Source organism: Nitrosopumilaceae archaeon, from assembly GCA_035631875.1.
In the GTDB taxonomy this organism is placed as follows: Archaea; Thermoproteota; Nitrososphaeria; order Nitrososphaerales; family Nitrosopumilaceae; genus TA-20.
Genome location: DASQHX010000011.1, coordinates 313,776 through 338,729 on the forward strand (window position 1 = coordinate 313,776; position 24,954 = coordinate 338,729).

Annotated in this window: 27 protein-coding genes; 10 read left to right on the forward strand and 17 right to left on the reverse strand. The window is 35.6% G+C overall.

Annotation, left to right across the window (positions count from 1 at the left end):
• Positions 1-60 precede the first annotated feature (60 nt).
• Positions 61-1,203, forward strand: coding sequence for a DNA primase DnaG (gene dnaG / locus VEU72_08850; GenBank protein ID HYL67236.1), 1,143 nt, complete (start codon positions 61-63; stop codon positions 1,201-1,203).
• 6 nt (positions 1,204-1,209) lie between these two features.
• The gene (locus VEU72_08855) at positions 1,210-1,896 is read left to right on the forward strand and encodes a DUF120 domain-containing protein (GenBank protein ID HYL67237.1); all 687 of its coding nucleotides are present in this window, start codon (positions 1,210-1,212) and stop codon (positions 1,894-1,896) included.
• A 125-nt stretch (positions 1,897-2,021) separates the two neighbouring features.
• On the opposite strand, the gene VEU72_08860 is transcribed toward VEU72_08855, so the two are convergent.
• From VEU72_08860 to VEU72_08920, 13 genes are all read right to left on the reverse strand, one after another.
• Positions 2,022-2,639, reverse strand: coding sequence for an adenylyltransferase/cytidyltransferase family protein (locus VEU72_08860; GenBank protein ID HYL67238.1), 618 nt, complete (start codon positions 2,637-2,639; stop codon positions 2,022-2,024).
• 46 nt (positions 2,640-2,685) lie between these two features.
• Complete coding sequence (dph5, locus tag VEU72_08865) at positions 2,686-3,723, reverse strand: diphthine synthase (protein ID HYL67239.1); 1,038 nt, start codon at positions 3,721-3,723, stop codon at positions 2,686-2,688.
• A 37-nt stretch (positions 3,724-3,760) separates the two neighbouring features.
• The gene (locus tag VEU72_08870; GenBank protein HYL67240.1) at positions 3,761-4,879 is read right to left on the reverse strand and encodes a M20/M25/M40 family metallo-hydrolase; all 1,119 of its coding nucleotides are present in this window, start codon (positions 4,877-4,879) and stop codon (positions 3,761-3,763) included.
• 3 nt (positions 4,880-4,882) lie between these two features.
• Positions 4,883-5,731 (reverse strand): lysine biosynthesis protein LysX, encoded by an 849-nt coding sequence (lysX, locus tag VEU72_08875; protein ID HYL67241.1) that lies wholly within the window; start codon positions 5,729-5,731, stop codon positions 4,883-4,885.
• A complete protein-coding gene (lysW/argW, locus tag VEU72_08880; protein HYL67242.1) occupies positions 5,728-5,892 on the reverse strand; it encodes an alpha-aminoadipate/glutamate carrier protein LysW/ArgW in 165 nt (54 codons plus the stop codon). Before lysW/argW (VEU72_08880) ends, lysX (VEU72_08875) begins: the two co-directional genes overlap by 4 nt.
• Position 5,893: 1 nt before the next feature.
• Positions 5,894-7,084, reverse strand: coding sequence for a 2-isopropylmalate synthase (locus VEU72_08885; protein HYL67243.1), 1,191 nt, complete (start codon positions 7,082-7,084; stop codon positions 5,894-5,896).
• Positions 7,085-7,202: 118 nt separating this feature from the next.
• Complete coding sequence (gene lysM, locus VEU72_08890; protein ID HYL67244.1) at positions 7,203-7,622, reverse strand: HTH-type transcriptional regulator LysM; 420 nt, start codon at positions 7,620-7,622, stop codon at positions 7,203-7,205.
• On the reverse strand, positions 7,615-8,790 hold the full coding sequence (locus tag VEU72_08895; protein ID HYL67245.1) for an aspartate aminotransferase family protein: 1,176 nt from the start codon (positions 8,788-8,790) through the stop codon (positions 7,615-7,617). The genes lysM and VEU72_08895 overlap by 8 nt, the downstream gene beginning before the upstream one ends.
• Complete coding sequence (locus VEU72_08900; protein ID HYL67246.1) at positions 8,787-9,587, reverse strand: [LysW]-aminoadipate/[LysW]-glutamate kinase; 801 nt, start codon at positions 9,585-9,587, stop codon at positions 8,787-8,789. Before VEU72_08900 ends, VEU72_08895 begins: the two co-directional genes overlap by 4 nt.
• A gap of 4 nt (positions 9,588-9,591) precedes the next feature.
• On the reverse strand, positions 9,592-10,644 hold the full coding sequence (gene argC / locus VEU72_08905; protein HYL67247.1) for an N-acetyl-gamma-glutamyl-phosphate reductase: 1,053 nt from the start codon (positions 10,642-10,644) through the stop codon (positions 9,592-9,594).
• Between the two features lie 30 nt (positions 10,645-10,674).
• Positions 10,675-11,532, reverse strand: coding sequence for a lysine biosynthesis protein LysX (gene lysX, locus VEU72_08910; GenBank protein ID HYL67248.1), 858 nt, complete (start codon positions 11,530-11,532; stop codon positions 10,675-10,677).
• On the reverse strand, positions 11,533-11,700 hold the full coding sequence (gene lysW/argW, locus VEU72_08915) for an alpha-aminoadipate/glutamate carrier protein LysW/ArgW (protein HYL67249.1): 168 nt from the start codon (positions 11,698-11,700) through the stop codon (positions 11,533-11,535).
• A gap of 11 nt (positions 11,701-11,711) precedes the next feature.
• A complete protein-coding gene (locus tag VEU72_08920) occupies positions 11,712-12,899 on the reverse strand; it encodes an argininosuccinate synthase (protein HYL67250.1) in 1,188 nt (395 codons plus the stop codon).
• Positions 12,900-13,130: 231 nt separating this feature from the next.
• Here VEU72_08920 and VEU72_08925 point away from each other — a divergent pair, with 231 nt between their 5' ends.
• Genes VEU72_08925 through VEU72_08935 form a run of 3 tightly spaced genes read left to right on the forward strand, consistent with a single transcriptional unit; the run spans position 13,131 to position 15,799 of the window.
• On the forward strand, positions 13,131-13,907 hold the full coding sequence (locus VEU72_08925) for an ABC transporter ATP-binding protein (GenBank protein ID HYL67251.1): 777 nt from the start codon (positions 13,131-13,133) through the stop codon (positions 13,905-13,907).
• Positions 13,904-14,707, forward strand: coding sequence for an ABC transporter permease (locus VEU72_08930; GenBank protein HYL67252.1), 804 nt, complete (start codon positions 13,904-13,906; stop codon positions 14,705-14,707). Before VEU72_08925 ends, VEU72_08930 begins: the two co-directional genes overlap by 4 nt.
• 12 nt (positions 14,708-14,719) lie before the next feature.
• Positions 14,720-15,799 (forward strand): ABC transporter substrate-binding protein, encoded by a 1,080-nt coding sequence (locus VEU72_08935; protein ID HYL67253.1) that lies wholly within the window; start codon positions 14,720-14,722, stop codon positions 15,797-15,799.
• Positions 15,800-15,813: 14 nt separating this feature from the next.
• On the opposite strand, the gene VEU72_08940 is transcribed toward VEU72_08935, so the two are convergent.
• Entirely contained in the window at positions 15,814-16,923 is a 1,110-nt protein-coding gene (locus VEU72_08940) for a peptidase (GenBank protein ID HYL67254.1), read from the reverse strand.
• A 74-nt stretch (positions 16,924-16,997) separates the two neighbouring features.
• Positions 16,998-17,753, reverse strand: coding sequence for a 5,10-methenyltetrahydrofolate synthetase (locus VEU72_08945; protein HYL67255.1), 756 nt, complete (start codon positions 17,751-17,753; stop codon positions 16,998-17,000).
• Positions 17,754-17,839: 86 nt separating this feature from the next.
• On the opposite strand from VEU72_08945, the gene VEU72_08950 reads away from it, so the two are divergent.
• The 5 genes from VEU72_08950 (at position 17,840) to VEU72_08970 (ending at position 22,652) form a co-directional block, all read left to right on the forward strand.
• Positions 17,840-18,784, forward strand: coding sequence for a homocysteine S-methyltransferase family protein (locus VEU72_08950; protein ID HYL67256.1), 945 nt, complete (start codon positions 17,840-17,842; stop codon positions 18,782-18,784).
• A gap of 46 nt (positions 18,785-18,830) precedes the next feature.
• On the forward strand, positions 18,831-21,329 hold the full coding sequence (locus VEU72_08955) for a dihydropteroate synthase (GenBank protein HYL67257.1): 2,499 nt from the start codon (positions 18,831-18,833) through the stop codon (positions 21,327-21,329).
• A 78-nt stretch (positions 21,330-21,407) separates the two neighbouring features.
• Entirely contained in the window at positions 21,408-21,968 is a 561-nt protein-coding gene (locus VEU72_08960; GenBank protein ID HYL67258.1) for a CoA pyrophosphatase, read from the forward strand.
• A 75-nt stretch (positions 21,969-22,043) separates the two neighbouring features.
• Positions 22,044-22,202, forward strand: a complete 159-nt coding sequence (locus VEU72_08965; GenBank protein ID HYL67259.1) for a 50S ribosomal protein L39e — start codon at positions 22,044-22,046, stop codon at positions 22,200-22,202.
• Positions 22,203-22,652 (forward strand): 50S ribosomal protein L31e, encoded by a 450-nt coding sequence (locus tag VEU72_08970; GenBank protein HYL67260.1) that lies wholly within the window; start codon positions 22,203-22,205, stop codon positions 22,650-22,652.
• Between the two features lie 2 nt (positions 22,653-22,654).
• Here VEU72_08970 and VEU72_08975 read toward each other — a convergent pair whose 3' ends face one another.
• Together VEU72_08975 and VEU72_08980 are read right to left on the reverse strand one after the other, a co-directional pair.
• Positions 22,655-23,608, reverse strand: a complete 954-nt coding sequence (locus tag VEU72_08975; GenBank protein HYL67261.1) for a cell division protein FtsZ — start codon at positions 23,606-23,608, stop codon at positions 22,655-22,657.
• Positions 23,609-23,683: 75 nt separating this feature from the next.
• Positions 23,684-24,952, reverse strand: a complete 1,269-nt coding sequence (locus tag VEU72_08980) for a tRNA (N(6)-L-threonylcarbamoyladenosine(37)-C(2))-methylthiotransferase (GenBank protein ID HYL67262.1) — start codon at positions 24,950-24,952, stop codon at positions 23,684-23,686.
• Positions 24,953-24,954: the final 2 nt, after the last annotated feature.

The following is a 24,954-nucleotide window of genomic DNA, read 5'->3' on the forward strand; positions in this document are numbered from 1 at the left end:
ATAGCACTTATATCCGACTCGTACGAAAATAAATTGATCAAAAATTAAGAGGATTATGAATTGCCACCTACAGGAATTGTCAAGTATCACGTTAAGCTCAGCTTTGACGTCGATGGATTGGTTGAAAAGGCCGACATAATAGGCGCGATTTTTGGCCAAACAGAAGGTCTGCTTGGACCAGAGATGAACCTAAATGAACTTCAAAAAGTATCGAAGGTCGGTAGGATAGAAGTCAACACTACGGCATCGTCTACTCAAACAAAAGGTGATGCCTTGTTGCCCATGAGCACTGATATCAACACTGCTGCTTTGATTGCAGCAGCTATTGAAAGCATTGACAAAGTAGGACCATTTGTGGCTCATTTCAAACTAGAAGCAATCGATGATGTTCGTTCCGCAAAAAAAAAAGAGATTGTTGACAGGGCAAAAGATATTGTCCAAAAATGGTCTACTAAAACAATTAGCGAAGGAGAGGAGATGCTAAAAGATGTCTCAGAAGGTGGAGGCGGAAAACTTGTTACATTTGGAAGAGAAAAGCTGGCATGCGGTTCTGGCGTTTTTGACTCTCCATGGATAATTTTAGTTGAAGGAAGAGCTGATGTAATTAATTTACTAAGAGCAGGATATGATAATGCACTTGCAATTGAAGGTGCAAGAATCGATGAATCCATTAAAGAACTATGCAATTCAAAATCAAAAGTTGTTGCATTTTTAGATGGTGACAGAGCTGGTGGGTTCATACTAAAAGAACTCAAAGCTCTAGTTAACGTTGATGTGGTTCACCGCGCACCTGAGGGAGTTGAAGTTGAAGAACTAACGCCAATACAGATTGTGGAAATTTTAAAGGAGACTGCAGAAGATATGAAAAAAGAGACGGTTAAACCAAAGTTACAAGATCCAAAAGACGAATCAATTGCAAACGTTGCAAAAAAAGTCTATCCAGATCTTAATGAATCACTTGAGGCAGTAGCACTAAATGAAGACCTTGGTGAACTTTTCAAGGTTCCAGTAAGTGAGGTTGTAGGAAAACTTTCTCCAGGATCTGGTATAAAATATCTAGTTTTAGATGGAATCATTACACAAAGACTAATTGATGCTGCAAAACAAGCTGGAATAGAGTGCGTTATAGGTCATAGAATGGCTAACCTAAAATCTGCTGATGGTATGGTACTAAAAACATTTACAGAGCTGGGCATAGCCTAAATTTTAATGCCAGAACTCAAAGTTCAACACATCCTTACACTAGCAGAACTTTTAGCAAAAGGTGCCAGACATAACTTTGTTACAATCACAACACTGTCACTAGGAAAAAGTATAAACAAATCACAACAAGCTGCATCAAAACATCTTTTGGAATTAGAAAGAGATGGGTATGTTGAGAGGATGCGAAGTGGACAACGGGTCTCTGTTAGAATCACAACTAAAGGACATACTGAAATGGCAAGAATATCTACAATTTTAAAATCAAGCTTGGAATCTTCACCATCTTATATAGAATTTAAAGGCACAATAGTTTCTGGCATGGGAGAGGGTGCATATTATATGTCAATGAAAGGGTATGAAAAACAGTTTAAATCAAAACTTGGTTACATCCCATTTCCTGGAACACTAAATGTTAAACTAAAAGATAAAGAATTCATCGAAGCAAAACGTACTCTTGATGCACATCCTGGAATAATGATAAATGGATTTTCTGATGGCAAGCGAACGTATGGTTGGGTAAAATGCTATCCTTCAAAGATCAACAATTCAATTGATGCTGCATTGATTACTTTGGAAAGGACGCATCATGATGATTCTGTTATAGAATTAATTTCAAAAGAAAACATCAAAAAAATAACAAAACTATCAACTGGCTCACAGATCTCAATCAGAGTACCTATTCGTTCAAAATAATAAATTCATCCAAAAACAGCTTCATTATTCTTATATGTACAAAATTTGGTATAGAGACAAATGGCTTGAAATGTCTATTATCTGAAAATGAAAAAAATAATTTAAAATAAATTAAAACTTCATAACTATGTTCTGTAAATAGAGCTACCGTACTCATTTTCTATTTTAGAGCTTTTAATGTCTGGTATGGGGGATTGTAATCTTGCAATGCTTACATTAACATTAATTTTCCTGCATCCATCAGTTATGAATTTCTCCTGATGAACTTGATCGTATCCTAGTGCTATGATATCAGGTTTTACATATGCTACCGTCTTGAAAATATCTCCTTCATATCCTACTACTGCATAATCCACCATTGAAAGCGAATTTACCAAATCGCGTCTTAACTCCATGTTGTGAAGAGGTATTCTACTCTTCATTTTTTGTGCTGTCTGATCTGTTGCTATTACAACAACTAATACATCACCAAGAGTCTTTGCAGCTCGTAACGTGTGTAAATGGCCAGGATGTATTATATCAAAAACTCCGCCTGCCAAAACAACTCTTAGTGAAGATCTACCTAACTCTGTAAGCGTTTTTTTATCCGACTCAACTATTCCATGTTTTACAAATGATTCTATCTTTGCTTTGAGATGATCAGGATTTACAGGAAGCTTCCTTCGAATTATTGAAATAGGATCATCTTTTGAAAGAGCGGCTACGAATAATGCTGAAATTATTTCCTTATCGAGTGCATCCAACCATATCACTAAAACAAGATTCCTACCATTAGTTTATCTATAAACTCTATGCCCACGGGTCCATTCCTTTTGAAAATCTCAAGGCATCTATCAGTCCTTCTGCATATCCTATGCTTAGTACTGCAAGCTCATCCTTTCCTTCACTTTGAAACTTTTCAGCATCTTCCAAGTAAAGATCAGCATTTTCTAAAACAGATTGAAGTGATTTATCGTCTTTGAATTGTTTTGTTACTTCGTCTAATGCTTTTCTAGCTTTTGGAATGTATTTTTGGAGCATCTGATCTGAAATTTTTTTAATCTTTGAAGAATTATCAAATGGTTCATCAAGACATTTTGCAAGAACTTTTAACGCATCATGTTCTGTAAAATGCATCTTTCCTGGTATTATAATTGTGTGTGGAGGCTTACCGAAACTCGTTTTTTTAAGTGTGGATAATTTTCCTGCTACTATGTTTTGACTTTTTGCACCAATCCTTGATGCCACTATTGCAAAACTTGATTCGTCAACAACATTTCTTTTTTGTTCATTTTCAATCCAAAGTAGATTTGTTAATGCATCTTTTGGATCCAAGAAGAATTTTTTATCATTATTATATTCTAATATTATTATAGTGTGGCTTCCAGCTATGAGATTTTGATAAATTGTATAATATACACTAGGGACTGATTGTTTCTCATTCATCATGGTTACAGGCTTTCCTAATTTGTAATAATGTAGACCACATTCTCCAACTAATGAAGTGATAGCAGATGCGGCATGGATTGTTTTTGTTTTAATTTTTTCCAAAATGGCTCTTGTCCTCAATTCTATGTGAGTTGTTGCTATGTAGGGATCTCCATATGAGACAAGTACAACATTTTTCTTTTTTGCTTCTTTGAGAATTGCCTTTCCGTCCTCTACAATCCATCTTGGTGCAGTTTTGAACTCGCCTTTTACCATCTTTTTTATTTTTAGCATTTCTGATTGTGGAATAGGACTAGTAAATATTTCAAAAAATACTACGTCTGCACTCTTTAGTATTTTCAATGTATCAAGACCTATTCCATCAGGACCAGAAATTCCTAGACCTACAAACCAAAGCATAATCGAATTTCAGATTTTGGTTATTTTGAGCTTCGTATTATTTACTATGCAATCTTTTTAGATGATAAAGCATTTGCTTGAAAACTTCAATACTTCTAAGAAATTCATCTACGGAAACCCGTTCATCTATGGTGTGAGATGCATGTGGATCTCCTGGACCATATGTGACAACAGGTATATTCAATGCATTTCCAATTATGTTCATATCGCCGGTTCCAGTTTTTCGAATTAACTGAGGCCTTGCTTTTTCAACATCTAGTACTCCCAAAGTTAATGCCCTTACAAGTGGTGAGTTGTGTGGTGCCTCAAATGGTTCTGTTTCATCAAGTACAGAATAAAATGCATTAACTCCTTGTTTTTTTGCAACCTCTTGTACTGTGGTTGCTATTTTTTCTCCAACTGTTTTGCAGTTCATGTTTACTGGAATCCTGATATCCATTATTGCATCACATTCTAGTGCTGTTACATTGTGACTAGTTCCTCCTTTTATCTCAGTTAAAGTAGCTGTTAGGATCATACCCTTTGGTTTGTCAGATTGGTTTGCCTCTAGTGAATCTTTGAGTTCTTTAATGAACACATATGACTCGTCTATTGCATTTTTTGCAAGCCAAGGAGCGCTAGCATGTGCACTATTTCCTACATTTACTTTGAGATTGATAGCAATTCTTCCCTTGTATGCTATTGTTATATTTCTAATTCCGCTTGGTTCACCAAAGATGGCATAATCAATATCGAGTTTTTGTTTAACCAAACTTTTGATTCCTGTTGCATTTCCTTCTTCATCTACTACTGCCGCAAATACTACAGTTCCACTATTGTTTTGAATTGATGCTGCGGCAAGAAGCATTGCCATAAGTGGAGCCTTTGCATCAGAAGCGCCACGTCCATAAATGTACCCGTTGTCATTTTTTACTTTTATTTTACCAGGTACTGTATCCATATGCCCACACAAAAGAATTTTTGGAGAGCCAGCTCCTTTTGTTGCAATAAGATTTCCAACCTCATCAATGTGAATGTTTTCAAATCCCAAATCATCACACTTGTCTGCTAAAAATTCTGCAAGAGGTTTTTCTGCAAGTGAAGGAGTGTAAAGCCTAAGTGCTTTCTCAAGCATCTTTACTGAAAACCTTGGTGTTACGGTAATTGAAGAGTCCAATTCTTATTTTCTCGACTGTAGTGCGTAATCTATCATCATTGCTGGAATATCTACACCAGTAACTCTGACGGTATTTTTGTATTCTGTTGTGTTGTTTACTTCATGTACAACAAGGCCCTTTTCTTTACTTTCCATTAGATCTACTCCTACTATCTGACCGTATACAGCATTTTTTGCCTTGATACAAATATCTTCCAATTCTTTTGTCACCTCGCACACTTCGGCTCTTCCGCCAAGTGCCATATTTGTTTTCCATTGTCCGTCTCCAGAGTATCGGTATATGGCAGCAACTACCTTGTCTCCTATCGTGATCGCTCTGATGTCTCTGGGCGGTCTTTGCACAAATTCTTCTAGATAATATACTTGGTAAATTGGGTACATTCTCTCTCTGCTTTCCATTATTCCTTCGGCAGAATCGCGATCCTTTAACAGTGCGATCATTCTTCCCCAACTACCTACCGTTGGTTTGAGCACCATTGGGTAACCGTTATTTTCTAGGGCTTCTAGTGCAGCTTCTTCAGAAAAGGCAACTGCACTAAATGGTGTTGGTATATTTTGTTTTTGCAAAAGCATATGTGTGAACAATTTGTTTCCGGCAAAGATGCTGGTGTTTAAAGAATTTATCACATTTACTCCTTTTCCTTCTAGTGCTGCTGTTGAGTGAAGACTACGATAGTAACTAACACATCTTTGTAATACGGTATCGAAGTTATCTTTTCCTTTGTCTAAATCTAAAAATAAATTCTTACAGTCCACCATCTTTATGTCGGTATCTTTTTTCTTGCCTGCGTCAAAGAGTGCTTTTTCTTCCCACCGGATGGTGTCGTAAAGAATCGATAAACCTGAACTCACTGGCCCCAGTCCTCACCAACAGTTTGTGCTGGTTTTAACTCAAAGCCGGTAGATCCTTTTACAAGTTCAAAGCTTGCACCACAATCTGGACATGTTATTATTTCTCCTGCCATGGAATCTTTTGGAGGGGAGATGTTTGCATCACATTCTAAACATTTCATATTATTTTCCTGTTTTTATCTTCACTTGGGTGTCATTAATTATCTTTCTTTCCAGTCTGTCATCTAATGGAATTTCAAGCAAGTCTCCCATTCGCAAGTTCTTAAGACCTGCTGCAACAGCTTTGGCATGCTCATCATTTTGTTCTAAACCTAAAAGAGACATTAGATATGCCGCACCGTTTTTACCAGCCAGTTCTCCAAATACTATTCTTCTCCGGTTTCCTACTACTTTGGGATCAATTGGCTCGTATGCTGCAGGGTTTCTAAGAATAGCAGCTAGATGAGTTCCTGCCTTGTGTTTGTAGGCAGTAGCACCAACTATTGGCTTGGAATCATATGGTCTGATAGTAGTATATTGTTCGATTAACCTTGAGAGATCCATTAACATATCTAACCTGAAACTGTTTGGAGATTTGTAAAGATAGGATAATGCAATTGCAGTTTCTGCTAATGCAGGAATTCCAGTCCTTTCACCAATCCCGTCTATTGTAGTGTGAATTTGATCTGCTCCGGCATCACAACCAGCAAATGCATTTGCTAATGCCAGCCCAATATCATTATGACAGTGTACATCAAGTGGTATTTTTATTTGATCACGAACTGTTTTTACTAAATTATACATTCCATTTGGGCGCATTATTCCTACCGTATCTGGAATACTTATTCTGTCAACACCAACTTCTTCAATTGCCTTACACATCTTTATCAAAAATTCTGGCTCTGCTCTGCTGGCATCTTCCATTGTAAATCTCATTTTGAGTCCGTGTGATTTTGCATATTCTACAGTCTCAACTGCTCTGCGTAACGCCTCTTCTCTAGTTATTCTTAATTTATCATTTAGATGTATATCTGACATTCCAAGATATGTGGCCATCCAAGTTGCATCGCAATCAAGTGCAATATCGACATCTTCCTTCAAGGCACGTACATGTGCTACAATATCTGCTCTTAATCCTTGTTTGATTATTGTTTTTGTTGCTTCTTTATGATCACTTGATACAACTGGAGAAATCTCAATTTGATCAACACCAAAATAATCAAGCATCCATGCAATTTGGATTCGTTGTTTGTTTGAAAATGTAACTCCTGGATGTTGTTCTCCTTCTCTTAGAGTGCTATCTAGGACATGAATTTTCTTTGGTTTTACTCCAATTTCATTATATTTGTATGCGTAGTAATTCGGATCGTCCATTGCTGATCTAGTACAAAAAACTGGCGAATATAAACATATTCGTACAGAAATCGGCTATTTTTAGAATATCTAAGCCGCTTTTCGGCATTATGGATAAAAAAGATCCGAACTTCGTTTTTTAAGTTACAGTACGTAATATGATGACCGTGTTGGTATCAAACACACCAGGAACTTTGCGCAAAGAATCAATACACACATTGATATCTGTAATGGTTGGTGCTCTGATTATAACTGCAATATCATACTGTCCAGTAATTTCATAAACAGTATGGACACCGTGTAGCTTTGTTAATTTTGCTGAAACTTTGGATGTGTCAGTTGCAGAATCCACAGAAATCAAAATGATTGCACTAGTTGCATTTGCATCTCCTGTTTCTACTGTGAATTTTTTTATGATTCCACCATCAGTAAGATTTTTTACTCTTCTTCTTACTGCAGATTCAGAAAGACCAAGTTTTTGTCCTATCACTACAAAAGATTCCCTAGAATCTTTTTTTAATATTTCAATGATTGAATCATCTGTTCTGTCTTTAGACATTTCTTCTTTTTTCCTCTTTTCCTATTATCATATCTAATGTTTCTAAAGCTTTGGTTATATCTGATTCAGAAATGACAAGAGGTGGTAGTAATCGCAATATGTTCTTTCCAGAATATAAAAGTAAAAGGTTGTTTGCTATTCCATCAAACAAAATATCTTTTACTTCAAATTTCATTTCTACTCCAATCATCAAACCCTTACCTCTTACTTCACGAATAATTTTGTGCTTTTCCTTTAATCTCTCTAATCCTTCTCGGAATAGTTTTCCCATTTTTGCTGCATTTTCAACCAATCCATCTTGTGTCAAGGCTTCAACTGAAGCAATACCTGCAGCGCATGAAAGAGGATTTCCTCCAAAAGTAGATGATTGCTCACCTTTACTAATACAAGCGAGAATATCCTCTCGTACCAATGTAGCTCCCATAGGAACTCCTCCTGCAATTCCCTTTGCTAGGCACATAATATCTGGAGTCGTATCCCAGTGTTGACCTGCCCACATCTTGCCAGTTCTGCCAAGGCCAGCCTGAATTTCATCAAAGATCAAAAGAATGCCTTTTTCATTACATAATTTTCTAACAGCCTGTAAGAATCCATCTGGTGCAACATGAATTCCACTTTCTCCCTGTATTGGTTCTATTATGATAAATGCAGTATCAGAATTTATTGTAGATCTTAAAACTTCAATATCTCCAAATGGTGAGAATGAAACTTTCTCTACTAATGGTTCAAATGGTTTTCTATATTTTTGACTAAATGTAATTGAAAGAGATCCAAGTGATTTTCCATGATAAGAGCCATTCATTGCTACCATTCCAGTTTTACCGGTGAATTTTCTTGCAAACTTTATTGCGGCCTCTACTGCCTCAGTTCCACTATTATTTAGATAAACTTGATTTAGATTCTTTGGAGCTATTTTCATCAGAGTTTCTAAGAATCGTTCACGTGTTTTGTTGTAAAGTGAACTATGTACTGTTATTATTTTATCAAGTTGTTCTTTTATTGCCTTTACAACACGTGGATTGCAATGACCAACAAGAGCAACACCATATCCACCCATACAATCAATGTACTCTTTTCCGTTAGTGTCCCACACATGTGAACCAAGACCGCGTTCTATTGTAACAGGAAATCTCTGATAGATATTTCCCATGAATTGATCTTCAATCATTTTGTAATCACCGTACAGTTATCGTGTGCAATGGCAGCTGATATGGGGTTTTCTCTTTGACCGTTTGCAATAAGAGCTTGTTTTACTCCCATCTCGAGGGATTCTGTTGCAGCAAGTATCTTTTTTTCCATACCAAAGCCTATTTTTGGAAGAATTTCCTTTGCTTCAGCTAAAGAAAGTTTCTTTACAAGTTTTTCATCCATCAGTAAACCATCCACATTAGTCAAAAACAAAATCTTGTCAGATTGCATCTTACCTGCTACATATGCGGCGGCTCTATCTCCATCTACATTAAGAAAATCAGATTCTTCGCTTATTGCAATTGGTGATATGACTGGAACGTAGCCTTGATCTAGGATTGATTTTATAAGACTCGAATTTACTTCTTTTATCTTTCCAGTATATCCTCCATCTATTGCCATCTTGCGACCTTTTTCATTAATCACAATCAATTTTTTTTTGCGTTCAGCCTGAATAATTCTTCCATCTACACCTGACAGTCCAACTGCATTGATGCCATTTTTTTGTAACATTCCTACTATCATTTTGTTTATTTTTCCAGACATTACCATGGTGAAGATCTCTACAGTTTCCTTGTCAGTAAATCTACTTTTTATTCCGCCTGGAGAAACAATGAATTTTTGTTCTTTTCCTAATGCCTCTGAAATCTTTGTTACTTCTTTTCCTCCTCCATGTACCAGAATTACTTTTTCTTTTTCTGAAACTTTTTTTAGATCAGAAATAGTTGACGGATGAAGTCCATCTACTACACTTCCTCCGATCTTGATTGTAATCATTTTCTCACACAGGTGTTAACGGAGAATATCTGAGACCTTCCATCTCGTCAAAACCTGCCATTACATTCATGTTTTGTATGGCAGAACCAGCTGCCCCTTTCATCAAATTATCTGAGGCTGACAATACCACCAATCTATGATTGTCTTCATCTATATCAAATCCTACATCACAAAAGTTGGATCCAACTACAAACTTTGGATCCGGAAACTTGTAGAATCCTTTTTTATCACGAATTAATCTGATAAATTTTTCATTACCATATTGTTCACGATATAACTTCCAAAGGTCCATCTCGCTCATTGGATTGTTAAGGAAAGTGTGATTTGTACACAATATTCCTCGTACAATATCTACCGCATGTGGACTCATAGAAACATGAATCTTTTTTCCTGCAACCTCTGTTAACTCTTGTTCTATTTCACCGGTATGTCTGTGCTTTGCAGGCTTGTATGGTCTGATCACTCCTGACCTTAAAGCATGATGGGTACCAGCCAAAGAACCTGCACCTGCACCAGATGAACCAATTTTTGAATCAACAATGATGTGTTCTGTATCAATTAGGTTTTTTTTCACTAGTGGATATAACGCAAGTATTGAAGTTACTGCCATGCATCCAGGACAAGAAACAAGTTGTGATTTTTTAATTTGTTCTCTGTGAATTTCTGGAACTCCAAAAACTGATTTTGACAATAATTCTGGATAAGGATGTTGCCAGCCATACCACTTGTCATAATCTGGGGCATTGTGAAGACGATAATCTGCACTTAGATCAATTATTTTCATTCCACGATCATACAATGCCTTTACTATCTCAGTTGCTGTTCCATGCGGTACTGCAGTAAAAACAAGATCACACTTGTCTGATAATTTGTCATAATCTAATTCAGAAAATGTAATATCAGTAAATCCTTTCAAGCTTGGCTGAATCCTTGAAACATATTCTCCCACATATTGTCTTGACGTTACCATGGAGATCTCTACTTTGGGATGGCTTACAAGTAGTCTGAGCATTTCTCCTCCCACAAAACCTGATGCGCCGATAACTCCTACTTTCATTGATACACTCCTAGCATAAAGGGGTATAATTTATTTTATAGCTTGCTTGATTGCAAAATCAATCATTTCTTTTGGAATATTCTTTTTTGAAACTTTTGATAATCCTTTGAACTCTACGGTATTGTTTACTTCGTGTACAACTAGTCCTCGTTTTTCATCTTCCATTATATCTACTCCCAATATTCCTCCACCTACTGCTTTTGATGCTTTCATACAAACATCCTCTAACTCTTTTGTTATCTCACACAAAATTGGTTCTGCACCAAGAGCAATGTTTGTCTTAAAACCGCCAGACGAAGTTCTATACATTGCAGAAATGACTTGATCTCCTACTACAATACCACGAATATCTCTTGGAGGTCTTTTTATCATTTCTTGAAGGTAGTAGATTCTGTCTAATGGTCCATCACTTAGTTCTCTTACTTCGATTATCGCATCTGCAGTTTCTCTGTCCTTAAGAGGTATGACGCCTCTTCCCCAGCTTCCTACTATGGGTTTGATAACTAGTGGATATCCTACTTTTTCAAGATTCTCAAGTGCAGCTTCAGGTGAGAATGAAAAATATGTTTTTGGGGTAGGTACATTGTGTTTTTTTAACAAAAGTGATGTTATCATCTTGTTGCCACAGTTATTTGCAACTTCATATTTGTTTATGACTGGCACATCAAGAAATTCTAAACATGCAGTAAAATGCAGACCTCTGAAATAGCTTACACATCTTTCCAGTACTACATCACCAAAATCAAAATCATTTTTTTTACTTTCAGTACTTACCTGAGTTACTTTGGCATCAATCATCTTTGTATCGTGACCAAGCTCGATTGCTTTTTCCTCGAGCATTTTCTCCTCTGTTCTGACTCGATCGTAAACGATACGAATCTTTGACATTTATTCTCCCCAATCTTCGCCGACTTTTTCAGCGTGTTTGAGTTGACAAGTGGTGCCATTTTTCGAGGCTATCTCAAAATCTGCTCCGCAGTCAGGACATGAAATTATTTCTCCTACACTTGCATCATCTGGAATTTTTAACATTGCATCACATTCTGGACAATTCATATTTTATTTTTTCACCTCTTTTTTAGTAATTTATTAGCTTCTGTTGATTGGAGTCCCCACAACTCAACAAATCCTTTTGCCAAAGTTTGATCAAATGTGGAACCAGATCCATATGTTGCCAAGTCATGGCTGTACAACGAATATTCTGATTTTCTTCCAACTACTATTAGACTTCCTTTAAACATCTTTAGTTTTACAGTTCCGCTAACTCTCTTTTGAGTCGCATTGATAAACATATCTAAATCAGATTTTAGTGGATCCTGCCACAATCCGGAATATGCTAACCAAGCCCATTCTGAATCTACAAGTGATTTGAATCTAAGTTCGTGTTTTGTAAGAACCATCTTTTCCAGATCGGTATGAGCCTCAATGAGACAAGTTGCTGCCGGTGTTTCGTATACTTCACGTGATTTTATACCAACTACACGATCTTCTATGTGATCCACAATACCTACTCCACAAGCGCCTGCCTTTTTGTTGATGTATTGTATTAGTTCAATAGGTTTTAGCTGTTTACCGTCTGCTGCGACTGGTACACCTTCTTTGAATTTTATCTCTAGATATTGTGGTTTATCTGGCATATTCCTAGTCTTTACCCAAATGAACGCATCTTCTGGTGGTTCCTTGTATGCATCTTCCATATCTCCTCCTTCAATAGCACGACCCCACAAGTTTTGATCTATACTAAATCTTTTTGCGGCAGTATCTATTTGGATGCCGTGTTTTTTTGCAAATTTTAGTTCAACATCGCGTGTAAGATTAAGATCCCTAATTGGTGCTATGATAGGAAGTGTAGTACCTGAACGCATTGTAACATCAAATCTTACCTGATCGTTTCCTTTGCCTGTGCAGCCATGTGCAAGTGCTTTGGCATTTTCTTTTTTTGCAATATCTACTACCTTTTGTGCAATCAATGGCCTTGCTAGTGCAGTTGCAAGACAATATTTTTTCTGATAAAGTGCATTTGCCTTTATAGAAGGAAAAATGAAATCATTTACAAATTCTGAACGCGCATCCAAGTTGTAATGTTTTACTACTCCAAGTTTTTTTGCCTTTGATGCGATCTTTTTTTGATCATCACCTTGACCTACATCTATTGTAACAGTAACTACATCCAAGTTGTGTTTTTCTTGGAGATATTTTACAACAACTGAGGTGTCTAAACCACCAGAGAAAGCTAGAACTGCTTTTCCTTTCATTGAGGTTTTCTGTGATCAGATTTTAGCATTTATCTTTTGTGCTTTGTAATCTTTTAATTTTATTTTAGGATAAAAACAAAAAATTATTTCTAAAACAATGAGACAAACTAAATTAGTCCAAGCTAAAATTCGAACACTATTTAACCGCATTATTATAACGCTGTTATATGAAATTGATCGCTTGGACTGAGGCATTTTTAGTGTCTACTGGAGAGAAGGAACGAATTTCTTATGACTAAACTACAAGCAAAAAACATTGTAAAACATTTTGATCATAATGGTAACTCTGTTCTTGCCTTAGATGGAATTAATTTGAATGTAGAAGAAGGTGATTTCATATGCATTGTTGGTCCCTCTGGATGTGGTAAATCAACATTTTTGAATATTGTAGCAGGACTTGAAAAACCTGATTCTGGTGAAATTTTACTTAATGGAAATCAAATCACAACTCCTGGTCCTGATAGAACAATGGTCTTTCAAGAAGGTGCTTTATTTCCATGGCTTAAGGTAATTGATAATGTAGAATTTGGATTAAAAATGGCTGGAATTCCAAAAGATGAACGTCGACAAATCTCGGAACGATACTTGGACATGATGCAGCTGACCAAATTCGCAGATTCGTACATTTATCAGCTTTCTACTGGAATGAAGCAAAGAGTTGCAATTGCACGAGCTCTTGCTATGGATCCAGAAATTCTTTTAATGGATGAACCATTTGCAGCACTAGATTCTCAAACAAGAGATTTACTGTTAGTAGAATTGCAATTAATTTGGGAGAGGACAAAAAAGACAATAATTTTTGTTACACATAATATTTCAGAGTCAGTAATTTTAGGAAATCGTGTTGTTGTATTTAAAAACAGGCCATCTAAAATTAAAAAAGAATTTGTAATTGATTATAGGAGACCTAGACTTGCTGAGGATGAAAACCTCCAAAAATATTATCATCAAATTCTTGAAGAATTAAAGAGCGAAGTAATGGCACGGATAAAAGATGATAACATATGAGTGAAAAATTGATTTCAAAGAAGACATCTCATGGTAGTTTTGATGATGCTGCTAATGCAGCATTGTTTCTTGCAGTGTTTATTGGTGTATGGCAAGCAGTCTTCATGTTTGGCATATGGCCAACAATCTCATTGCCTTCACCATTGATGGTTGCAGAATCATTTGTGAAGATACTTTGGAATCATTCTCTACCTGTGAGTATAGGTGTAACTTTGGCAAGACTTGTAGCTGCATTTGCTATTTCCATAGCCCTAGGTACCCTCATAGGATTAGCCATGATTAAATTCAAGGGATTTGGAAAGACTCTAAGTTCATTTTCTGCTGGTCTTTTGTCATTTCCAAGTATTGCATGGGTGCCTTTCTCTATTCTGTTGATTGGTTTCAATGACTTTGGAATTTTGTTTGTAGTTGTCATGAGTTCAATTTTTTCAATAATGATTTCAACATATAGCAGCGTTAGAAACATACCGCCAATCTATCTTGATGCCGCTAAAAATATGGGTGCAAAAGGATTCTATTTATTTAGACATGTAACCATACCAGCTGCTACACCTTCATTAATCATTGGCATCAGACAAGCTTGGTCATTTGCATGGCATGCTATCATTGGTGCCGAAATATTGATGTCAATTGTTGGACTAGGTCATATTTTGTCTGTTGGGAGAGACTTTCTTGATATGGGTCAGGTAATTGCAAGCATGATTACTATATTTGCAATTGGATTGTTAGTTGATAGACTGTTGTTGTTTAAACTAGATGAGCGAGTGAGAAGAAAGTGGGGACTGGATCATCATCGTTAGAGGGTTATATGCATGACTCCTAAAATTAAATTTGTAATTGTTGGATTAATAATTGGAATAGTTATAGCTATTAACTTTTTTCCAAATCAGGTTTCTGTGATAAATAATTCTAACTTTACAGATACTAAATCCGTTAATGTCACAAAGGTTGATACTCTGCGAATTGGATATTTTGCAAACATAAATCACGCACAAGCAGTAATCGGTCTTGGAAACGGAGATTTTCAAAAGGAACTTGGAGATATCAAAATAGAAACACAAGTCTTCAATGCAGGTCCATCTGCAATCGAAGCATTATTTGCAAATAAGGTTGACGTTACATATGTTGGATCCAACCCTGCAATCAATGGTTATATCAAATCTGATGGACAAGGTTTGCGAATCATTGCGGGTGCAGCAAGTGGTGGTGCAGTTTTTGTGGTTAGAAATGATGCGGATATAAATTCTGCCGCAGATTTTGCTGGCAAAAAGTTTGCATCTCCTCAAATTGGAAATACACAAGATGTTGCACTACGACACTATTTACTAAAAAATGGATACAAAACTACTGAGAATGGAGGAAATGTAACAGTAATTCCTGTGAATAATCCTGATATTGTGACGCTATTTTTAAAAAAGAGTATTGATGGGGCATGGGTGCCAGAGCCATGGGGCGCAAAACTTGTCAAAGAAGCAAATGGAAAAATTCTGGTGGATGAGAGAGATTTATGGTCAAATGGAAAATTTGTAACAGCACAAATAGTTGTTAGAACTGATTATTTGAAAAGTCATCCAGATGTTATAAAAAAACTACTAGAAGCACACATTGATGAGACTATCTGGATAAATAACAATAAAGATCAAGCCGCTCAAGCATTCAATGTACAATTAGAAAAACTCACAGGCAAGACAATCCCTGATGATGAATTCAAAGATGCGTTTTCACGACTTGAAATAACATATGATCCAATGAAAGAATCACTTTACAAATCTGCTAATGATGCATTTGAATTAGGTTTTCTTGGAGATAAAAAACCAGATTTGACCAACATATATGATTTAGCGCTTCTTAATCAAATTCTTGGGGAAAAAAATCTGTTAACTATACCTTAATGTTGAAAAACTTTCTAATCCGTTTTCTTTTTCCAAATAATGACACTGACAATTACAGCAACAGTGGGTATTATTACCAACAAATAATTTCTAAAATTGGCTACTGAGAGTGAATTTTGTGGTTCTTCAGTACTATTAGAATTACCTAAATTAATAGCAGGTAAAAGTGGCTGTCCTTGCTCTGCGAATCCTGAAATTAAAACATTGCTAGTTGATTGGTATGGCAAATTGAAAGCTACATGCCAATATCCGTCTGGGTCTTTACTTTGCAACGCATCAACTGGGTTGCCGTTTAAAGAAACAGAAAATTTTTGGTTATCATTTTGTAAGGGGATCATGAAATTTACATATGTTACTTGAGGCCAAGGATTTCTGGCAGTAAATGAAAGTGAATTTTGCGAGTCATCAAATTTTGCATTACCTAAATTTGCTGCCGTTAAATAGGTAAAAGAAACTCTATCTCCACCCTTTTGTGCATAAAGTGTTAATGTTGGATCCTCACCTAATGCAAAACAACTATAGTAACTCACCTTTGACGCAAGCAATGGATCAGGGTACATGGTAAACTTTGTTTTTTCACCGGGTTTCAGCTCAGATATTGTTTCAACACTTTTACCAGTATCAAGAAATTTTCCATCCTTGCCATAAATTACAGCATATACTTTGACTCCATGTACTGTGACAGTATCATTATTTATGATAAAACCTGACGTGTGACCGTCTGCATGTTTGACTAGTGTGGTATTGTAAATTACTTGAATATCTATGGCATTATGTTTTGCAGGTACAAAACTTACATCTGGTTTTTCTAAAATTGCATTTTTACTCTCTACTTGCGGTATTTTTATTTTAAATGGTATGTCTTTTCCTGCATCAACTATTGACAGAGTATAGGAATCAGAAATCATACTTACATTATCTTTTATGTTTATGGTAATTGTAGGAATTATTGCAACATTTTGTGTATTTTTGACAGCACCAATGACGGTGTATACACCATTTGAATCAAAATATCCTCCAAACTCATTATCAGGAATCCAAACTTCAGCACTTGCATGCTGAAAGGAAACTAAACCTATAGCAAATAATCCTACAAATAAAATTGATATTTTAAATAAATTCATATCATGTACACAAACATGATTTGTTATTCTTTAATTTTAATTAGTCGCTGATTTTCAATTCTTATTAGGACTCCTCACGCCAGATTTTTCAATATCTCTAAGGCTCCAATAAAATCATTTGGTGAGCTAATCAATACATTGCCTGAAATTTTGTGTATTTGTTTTATGAAACCAATCATATTTTTACTATAATTTGACCAATCCAAATTGAGCATTTTTGCAGATTTTGAATTTTTTTCTGAAGCTAACAAAATACAAGGAATTATCTTGAACCCTTCTGGTTTTAATTTATCAACTATTCTTGTAACTTGGTCAGTGGAGCTAATGACCTGAGTGACAAATCCTTTTGGTTGAGCTTCAATTTTTTTGTGAATTTTTTCAAAATCTGGATTGCTTGATAATGAAAGATAAAGATCAATTTTTTTTCCAAAACCCTGTTCATTAAATTGTTTTACAATATCACTTGGTATAAGCTTAGAATCCTTTGGTCCAACAGGTGGAGTATCTCCCTTAAGAATAAGAACACCATTTAGATCAAGCAAAATTGCATCAGAAATTGTTTGAGTAATGGAAATAAGATTCCTATCCCTTACTCGTATGCTTGCAGAGATTCTTATTTTTTTATTAGAATCTCTAATAAAGAAACCTGCGGTAATAGGTGATATTCTTGGTATGCCAAGAACTGAATCAGTCAAGTGGATACTTTTACAAACCTTGCCAACCTTCAATGCTTTAGATTTTAATTTATTAAGAGAATCTTGCAGTTCTTTTTGAGATAATACTGTATCTTGAATGATTTTTGGGGGATTTATCTCATAAGTAATTGTCATAGAAGGTTTTTTTGAGTACTTGATTATAACCTTTGAATATAATCAAAGCAAGAAATTAAATTGATTAAAACCATCTCAACTTTGTCTTGGTACAAAAAGTTCCTTTCAATGAGGCAATAAAGAACAAAATTTTGCTTTTTGATGGTGCTATGGGCACAGAGATCCAAAAGCTAAACCCAAAATCAGAAGACTTTCCAGATGGCAAAGATGGATTCAATGATGGACTATCTTTCACAAGACCTGATTGGATAAAAAATATTCATAGAAGCTACCTAAAAGCAGGCGCTGACTGTATTGAAACTAATACGTTTGGATCAAACAAGCTGAAATTAGAGGAATATGGTTATGGAGAAAAAACCATAGAATGGAATAAAAAAATTGCACAGTTGGCAGTAGAGGTAACTCAAGAATTTATTGACAAGCCAAGATATGTGATTGGAACTATGGGACCAAGTGGATTCTTGCCAAGCTCAAATGATCCATCACTTGGACAAAAACCTCTTAATGAAATTAGAGAGGCATATGAATTACAAGCAGAGGGTCTTATACTGGGTGGAGTTGATGCATTGTTAATTGAAACAAGCCAAGACATTTTAGAAGTTAAACTTGCAATTGAAGCTTCTCATCTTGCAATGAAAAAAACTGGTAAAAAAATTCCATTAATTGCAAATGTGACATTAGATCAATATGGAAAGATGTTGCTTGGTACAAACATTCAGGCTGCATATACAACAGTATCTGATATGGGGATTGATATTTTTGGATTGAATTGCTCTACTGGGCCAATAGAAATGACACCAAACATACAATGGCTAGATGAGCAAAACAATTTACCACTACTTGTAGTGCCAAATGCTGGAATGCCAGAAAATCAAGGTGGAAAAGCTGTTTACAAAATGTCACCAGACGAAATGGCAAAAGCTCTCAAAGACTTTATCTCTCAATATCCTAACGTGAGAATCATAGGAGGGTGTTGCGGTACCAATCCTTCCCATATATCACAACTCAGAAAAATAATTGATCAAAAATAGGTAATAAACGCTAAGTATTTAGAAAATTCAGTTTACAATTAATATGTTGAAAATTCCAAGAGTGAGTTCTGCATTAAAGGCAATTGAACTAAAACAAATCCCTCCGCCATTGATTATTGGTGAGAGACTTAACACCCAAGGTTCAAAGAAGGCAAAGGAAGCTGTACTAAATGGCAATTTTGATGAATTACTAAACTTAGCAAAGGCCCAAGTTGAAGAAGGTGCACATTGTCTTGATGTTTGTGTTGCAACTACAGAACGCTCCGATGAACTAGAGTTTATGAAAAAACTTGTCAAACAATTGAGTCTAGAAATAGATGCTCCCTTGGTTATTGATTCAACTGAACCAAAAGTAATTGCCACAGCACTTGAACAAATTCCTGGTAAGCCAATAATTAATTCAATTAATTTGGAAGGTGATGGATCTAGATTTCATTCATTAGCTCCAATGATGGCAAAGTACGGAGTACCTGCAATTGCGATGTGTATTGGTCCAAAAGGAATGGCCAAATCTCCACAAGAAAAACTAGAAACCGCAGAATTGCTTTATGAAGCTGGAAAAAAATATGGTCTACAAGAAGATCAATTCATTTTCGATGCTCTAACTTTTACACTTGCTACTGGAGAAGCAGAATTTCAGGATGCTGGAAAAAATACACTAGAAGGAATAGCATTAATAAAAAAAAGATTTCCAAATTCATATACCACTCTTGGCCTAAGTAATCTAAGTTTTGGACTTGCACCTAATGCACGCAAAGTGCTTAATGCTGTATTTTTGTATCATGCAGTAAAATATGGCCTTGATACAGTAATAATCAACCCAAAGGACGTTATTCCGTACTCTGAGATTAGCGAAAAAGAAAGAAAAATTGCAGAGGATCTTATATTTAATAGACATCAAAGTGCACTTGCAGATTTAATAGCATATTTTGAAAACTCAAAATCTACAAAAACCATTTCTGTAAAAAGAGTTGAAATCGATCCTTCTTGGAATGCTGGTAAACGATCTAACTTTAGAATTGTAAATAGGTTAAAAGATGGAATTGAAAATGATGTTGTCAGTGCAATTGCTGAAAAGATAACACAAAAACATGAACTAGTTGAAAAAAATAATATTTTGAGCATTCAAGCTCCAAAAGAAATAACACATCAGGCTGCAATACAAACGCTAAACGATGATCTTCTCCCAGCTATGAAAGAAGTAGGTGACAAATTTGGAGCAGGAGAACTCATTTTGCCATTTGTACTTAAATCTGCAGAATGCATGAAAGCAGCAGTAGGAGAGCTTGAAAAATATCTCTTAAAGGAGGAAGGTACTAGCAAAGGCAAACTCGTTTTGGGTACCGTTTATGGTGATGTTCACGATATTGGAAAGAACTTGGTAAAGACAATTTTTGAAAATAATGGTTATACTGTTTATGATTTAGGGAAACAGGTTCCAATGCAAAAGTTTTTGGAAAAAATCGATGAAGTAAAAGCAGATGCAATAGGTCTCTCTGCACTCTTGGTTTCAACGTCAAAACAAATGCAATTTTTTGTAGAACATGCAAGGAAAAACAACATGCAGATTCCTATATTATGTGGTGGAGCTGCTATCAACACTAACTATATCAATAGAATAGCAAAAGAGGGTGGAATTTACAAACCAGGTGCATTTTACTGCAAAACTATGTTTGATGGTCTAAAAACAATGGACAATCTTATTTCAAATGAGAAAGAACAATTCCTTACTGAGTGGAATGCTAAACTAGAGAAATGGACAGAAACTAATGTAAAGACAGAAGTAAGAGATATTCCACATAGCGGAATAAAACCAGTAGAACCGCCACTTGCATCTCACATTAATAAACAAATTAGATTTGTGCCTACACAAATTAATTTACAAGAAATTTGGAAATACATCAACAAAAAATCTCTTTTTGTTTTATCATGGGGACTTCGTGGAAATACTGCAAAAGAATCACAACAAGAACATGAAAAATTATTTGAAGAATGGAAGAAAAGAATTGTTGATGAAGGTCTTTTTGAACCACGTGCAGTATATGGTTATTTCAAATGCCATAACAAAGATGGAAAACTTGTAGTTGATCATCCAAATGGGCAACATATTACATTTGATTTTCCACGATCCACAAAATCAAAACATCTCTGTATCACGGATTATTTTGGTAATGATGATATTGTTGCATTTCAAGCAGTAACAGTTGGAAACAAGACTTCAGAAATAATAGAAAAATGGAATAAAGAGGACAAGTATACTGACGCGTATTATTTACATGGTCTTGCTGTTGAGACTGCAGAAGCAATGGCAGAATGGATCAATCAAATAATAAGAGACGAACTAAAAATTGGACCAAAAAGGGGGTTGCGATACAGCTGGGGATATCCAAGCTGTCCTGATGTATCACAACACAATTTGGTATGGAAATTATTAGAACCTGAAAAATCCGGCATGCGGCTTACAGAATTGGGTCAAATTATACCAGATCAATCTACTGCAGCCATAGTTGTACATCATCCTGAGGCAGAATATTTTGTACTGTGATAGAAACCAAACACATCCTATGAAAGATGAATCTCTAACGATAATACCAAATAAACGAATCTTGTATTACTAGTATAATTGGAAATAGAATTACTCAAAAAAGCACTGTCTAGTAAAATTACACCTGAGGTAAAGTATGACGGAAAAACAAAACTCGCTGCTGTATTGATGGTGATTTATGGAAAAGAACCCATGATAATCATGACAGAGAGACCAAAAACAATGAATCAGCACGCTGGCGAGATTTCTTTTCCTGGTGGGACATGGACACAACGTGATGATGATCTGTTGACTACATCTCTTCGAGAAACAAAAGAAGAGATGAATCTTGATATATCTAGACAACAAATTATCGGTCAGATTAAACCGGTGACAACTTTGAATTCTGGTTTCACAATAATGCCGTTTATTTGTATTCTAGATGAAATACCACAGCTTATCCCAAATTCAGAAATAGAAACTATATTACACATTCCATTTTTGCCTCTGTTAAACACAATAGAAGATGATCTAGATCCTTCACACAAATCAATTCAAGAGATGTATACTTTTAGATATCAACATCATTTGATATGGGGTGCTTCTGCAAGGATGTTAAAGCAAATGTTTGACATTCTATCAGAAACCGGTTTAGTATGACTAATTTTTTACATGCCATTTTTTACGTAGACTCTTGAGATTCATTTAAAAAGAGGTCAAGGTGTTCAAATTTTTATGGCTGCGCACAAATCTACTCCAAGGAAGATACGCTTAATGAAGAAACTAAAGCAAAGTTCACCTGTGCCAACTTGGGTTGTAGTTAGAACAAAAAGAAAGGTACGATCAAATCCAAAAAGGAGACAATGGCGCAGAACTGATGTGGGAGTGGGATAATTGTCAGAAGAAACACTTGAACGCGTTTATACAATAAATCTTGGTAAAGTTTGGCTTTCTCCAAATAATCAAAGAGCCAAGAGAGCAATTAACATGATCAAAGAATTTGCTACACATCATATGAAATCTGAAAATGTCAAGATTGAAGAAGATGTAAGCCATCTTGTATGGGCAAGAGGAATACGACATCCCCCAAGAAAGATACGTGTCAAATTAACAAAAGATGATGATGGTAATATTCTAATTTCAAAATATGAGGAAGAGAAAAAAGTAGAGGAAAAATCCAAAGGAAAGAAAGTAGACAAAAAAACGGAGAAAAAAGAAGAAAAGAAAGTAGAAAAAAAAGTAGAAGAAAAACTAATAGAGAAGAAAACAGAAAAAACTAAAGAAAAGAAATCAGAAGAAAAACCTAAGGACTCAAAATCTGATAAAAAGACAAAGAAAGATTAATTCTATTCTATCTGTGTCAAGTTAAGATCTAATTTTATACTGCATTCTGGTTCATCCCAGTCCAGCATGTTCTGTTTTGGAATAAATCCCAACGGATCATATTTGTCAAATCTAGTTTCCCCATCAATTGATGTCAATAAAACAACTTTAGAACTTTCACCTGACATAACCGAAAGACTTACTCTAGTGCTATCGTCATTGAATATGCCGCTGATTGTATTTACCATGGAATTTAGTGTTCCTACGGAAATCTTGTTTCCGCCCATCACATATAACATTGTACTTTTGACACTGTTGGGAGGTGCATCCTCGTAAAGCATTTTGATAGAATCTCTTAATGATGTCTGTATATCTTGACCTTCTTTACTTGTAGAAAGAATGTTTGTTCTTAGTGGGAAGGATGCAGACTTTAATGATGAAACGACTTCAAGTAGGGCGGCATTTGTTATGGTATGACATGTATCAGGAGTAAGATCCGGATTGCTGTCAAGTAAAGCATCATTATCTACTATTATGGTACAGTCAGAGTTTGCTTTCAATCTCTTCAACGATACACCTGAAAAGAAGATTCTGTCTTTTTCAAATTTGAACGGCATTATAGCAAAGGAAAGGACGTTCTTACCCATCTCTTTTGCAACTTGTGAGAGAATAGGTGCTAACGCTGCCCCAGATTTTCCTGCCAAGTTTGCCATTATAATAATAGTAGAATAACCCTCAATCCTTTCTCTAATACTATCAAGGGCACCAAATGATATGCCTCGTATTAGATACGAAGATGGATTAAGAATCGGATTGGTATTAATCAAAATTTTAGAATTGCTAGAATTGAGGTCTTTTGGGTCATGGCTAATTAGAATGCATTCTGAACCAAGTTTCTCTTTGGCGTTTATTGCTAATTTGCATCCTGCACCGCCTAATCCTACAACTAGAATAGGTGTCTTTATCTCAAATTCCATGACTCTCTTTTGCTTACAAAATTAGTTAAAAAACTTTGTTGATTAGTTTTGATCCAATCTTCGATCTAAAAAATTTTAGCTTATGGCTCTGCCATAAAGACCACGTTTTGTTGCTTTTGTGATCTCGACTTTGATTTTTTGTCCAATTTTTACTTCTTTCTCAATAACTACAGGTTTGTAGGCAAAGTTTCTTCCTTTGATTATGCCATCAGCAATTTCATCAAACAAAACATCACCCTTCCAACCAACCCATTCCAAATTTCTCTCATGTATTATCTTGTCTGTTAATTCAAAAATGATCTTACTTCGCCTTTTTACGTCAGAAATATCAATTTGGCTCATTTTTGCAGCATCTGTTCCAGGTCTGGCGCTATATCTTGAAAGATTTGTCACATCAGGTCTTGTTTCTTTAATGAGATCTATTGTCTGCGCAAAGTCTTCCTCACTCTCAGATGGGTATCCTACAATGATATCTGTAGAAATGGTAAACCTTTCAAATTTTTTTCTAAATGCGTCATTTGTATCCCTAAACACATTTGCTGTATGACCGCGTTTCATCTCTTTTAGAACCTGGTTACTCCCACTTTGTACCGGAATGTGAAGGAATTTGAAGACTTTGTCGTTTTCAAAGGATTTCAAAAGATCCTGCTTAATCCTTGTCATATACATGGGGTTCATCATACCTACTCTTATCATAAAATTGTGTTTTATCTCAGATACATTCTCAATAAGAGTAGGTAGGTTAGTTCCTATATCAAAACCATAACAGCCATTATCTGTAGATGTAAGCCATATTTCACCACATCCATCTTCCACATCGTGTTTTACCTGCCTTACAATATCTCCAATCCTATAGCTGTGTAAATCTCCTTTAGATAATTTCGTTTGACAAAAAGTACACTCGCTCATACAACCACTTGCAATTTCAATTATTCCTATAGCCGAATTCAATCTGACCTTTGGTAAACCAACTTTAGATACATCCGAGTCTGCAACCTCTATTTTTTTTATTCCTCTTAGAGTAGAACTTATGACATCAAGAGTTTTTCCTAAAGAATTTGGACCAAGTAAACTAGCTTTTGGACTGAATTTTTCAACAGTGGATTGTTCTGCTTTTGGTAAACAACCAGCTACAACAAGTGGTTTTGTTTTCATTTTTTTAATTCTATGTATCATTTTGTGTGCGGTAGCATCTTTTACTGAACAAGTAACAATAAGATTCAAGTCTGAATCAGATGAGCTCTTGGCAAGTGTATGACCTCCATTTAGAATCAAACCAGAGATCATTTCAGAGTCTGCAAAGCTTGCCGCACATCCATAGGCTTCAACCCAAATCTTTGCCATTT

Coding starts and splice junctions, on each gene's coding strand:
- VEU72_08920 (HYL67250.1), bottom strand. CDS start 12,899: ATGAAAGGAAAAGCAGTTCTAGCTTTCTCTGGTGGTTTAGACACCTCA.
- VEU72_08885 (HYL67243.1), bottom strand. CDS start 7,084: ATGGACGATCCGAATTACTACGCATACAAATATAATGAAATTGGAGTA.
- VEU72_08925 (HYL67251.1), top strand. CDS start 13,131: ATGACTAAACTACAAGCAAAAAACATTGTAAAACATTTTGATCATAAT.
- VEU72_08900 (HYL67246.1), bottom strand. CDS start 9,587: ATGATTACAATCAAGATCGGAGGAAGTGTAGTAGATGGACTTCATCCG.
- lysW/argW (HYL67242.1), bottom strand. CDS start 5,892: ATGAAATGTTTAGAATGTGATGCAAACATCTCCCCTCCAAAAGATTCC.
- VEU72_08940 (HYL67254.1), bottom strand. CDS start 16,923: ATGAATTTATTTAAAATATCAATTTTATTTGTAGGATTATTTGCTATA.
- VEU72_08935 (HYL67253.1), top strand. CDS start 14,720: ATGACTCCTAAAATTAAATTTGTAATTGTTGGATTAATAATTGGAATA.
- dph5 (HYL67239.1), bottom strand. CDS start 3,723: ATGCTTTGGTTTGTAGGTCTAGGAATTTCTGGTCCTGATGGAATAGGT.
- VEU72_08930 (HYL67252.1), top strand. CDS start 13,904: ATGAGTGAAAAATTGATTTCAAAGAAGACATCTCATGGTAGTTTTGAT.
- VEU72_08975 (HYL67261.1), bottom strand. CDS start 23,608: ATGGAATTTGAGATAAAGACACCTATTCTAGTTGTAGGATTAGGCGGT.
- VEU72_08945 (HYL67255.1), bottom strand. CDS start 17,753: ATGACAATTACTTATGAGATAAATCCCCCAAAAATCATTCAAGATACA.
- VEU72_08980 (HYL67262.1), bottom strand. CDS start 24,952: ATGGCAAAGATTTGGGTTGAAGCCTATGGATGTGCGGCAAGCTTTGCA.
- lysX (HYL67248.1), bottom strand. CDS start 11,532: ATGTCAAAGATTCGTATCGTTTACGATCGAGTCAGAACAGAGGAGAAA.
- argC (HYL67247.1), bottom strand. CDS start 10,644: ATGAAAGTAGGAGTTATCGGCGCATCAGGTTTTGTGGGAGGAGAAATG.
- lysM (HYL67244.1), bottom strand. CDS start 7,622: ATGTCTAAAGACAGAACAGATGATTCAATCATTGAAATATTAAAAAAA.
- lysW/argW (HYL67249.1), bottom strand. CDS start 11,700: ATGAATTGTCCAGAATGTGATGCAATGTTAAAAATTCCAGATGATGCA.
- VEU72_08965 (HYL67259.1), top strand. CDS start 22,044: ATGGCTGCGCACAAATCTACTCCAAGGAAGATACGCTTAATGAAGAAA.
- VEU72_08855 (HYL67237.1), top strand. CDS start 1,210: ATGCCAGAACTCAAAGTTCAACACATCCTTACACTAGCAGAACTTTTA.
- VEU72_08895 (HYL67245.1), bottom strand. CDS start 8,790: ATGATTGAAGATCAATTCATGGGAAATATCTATCAGAGATTTCCTGTT.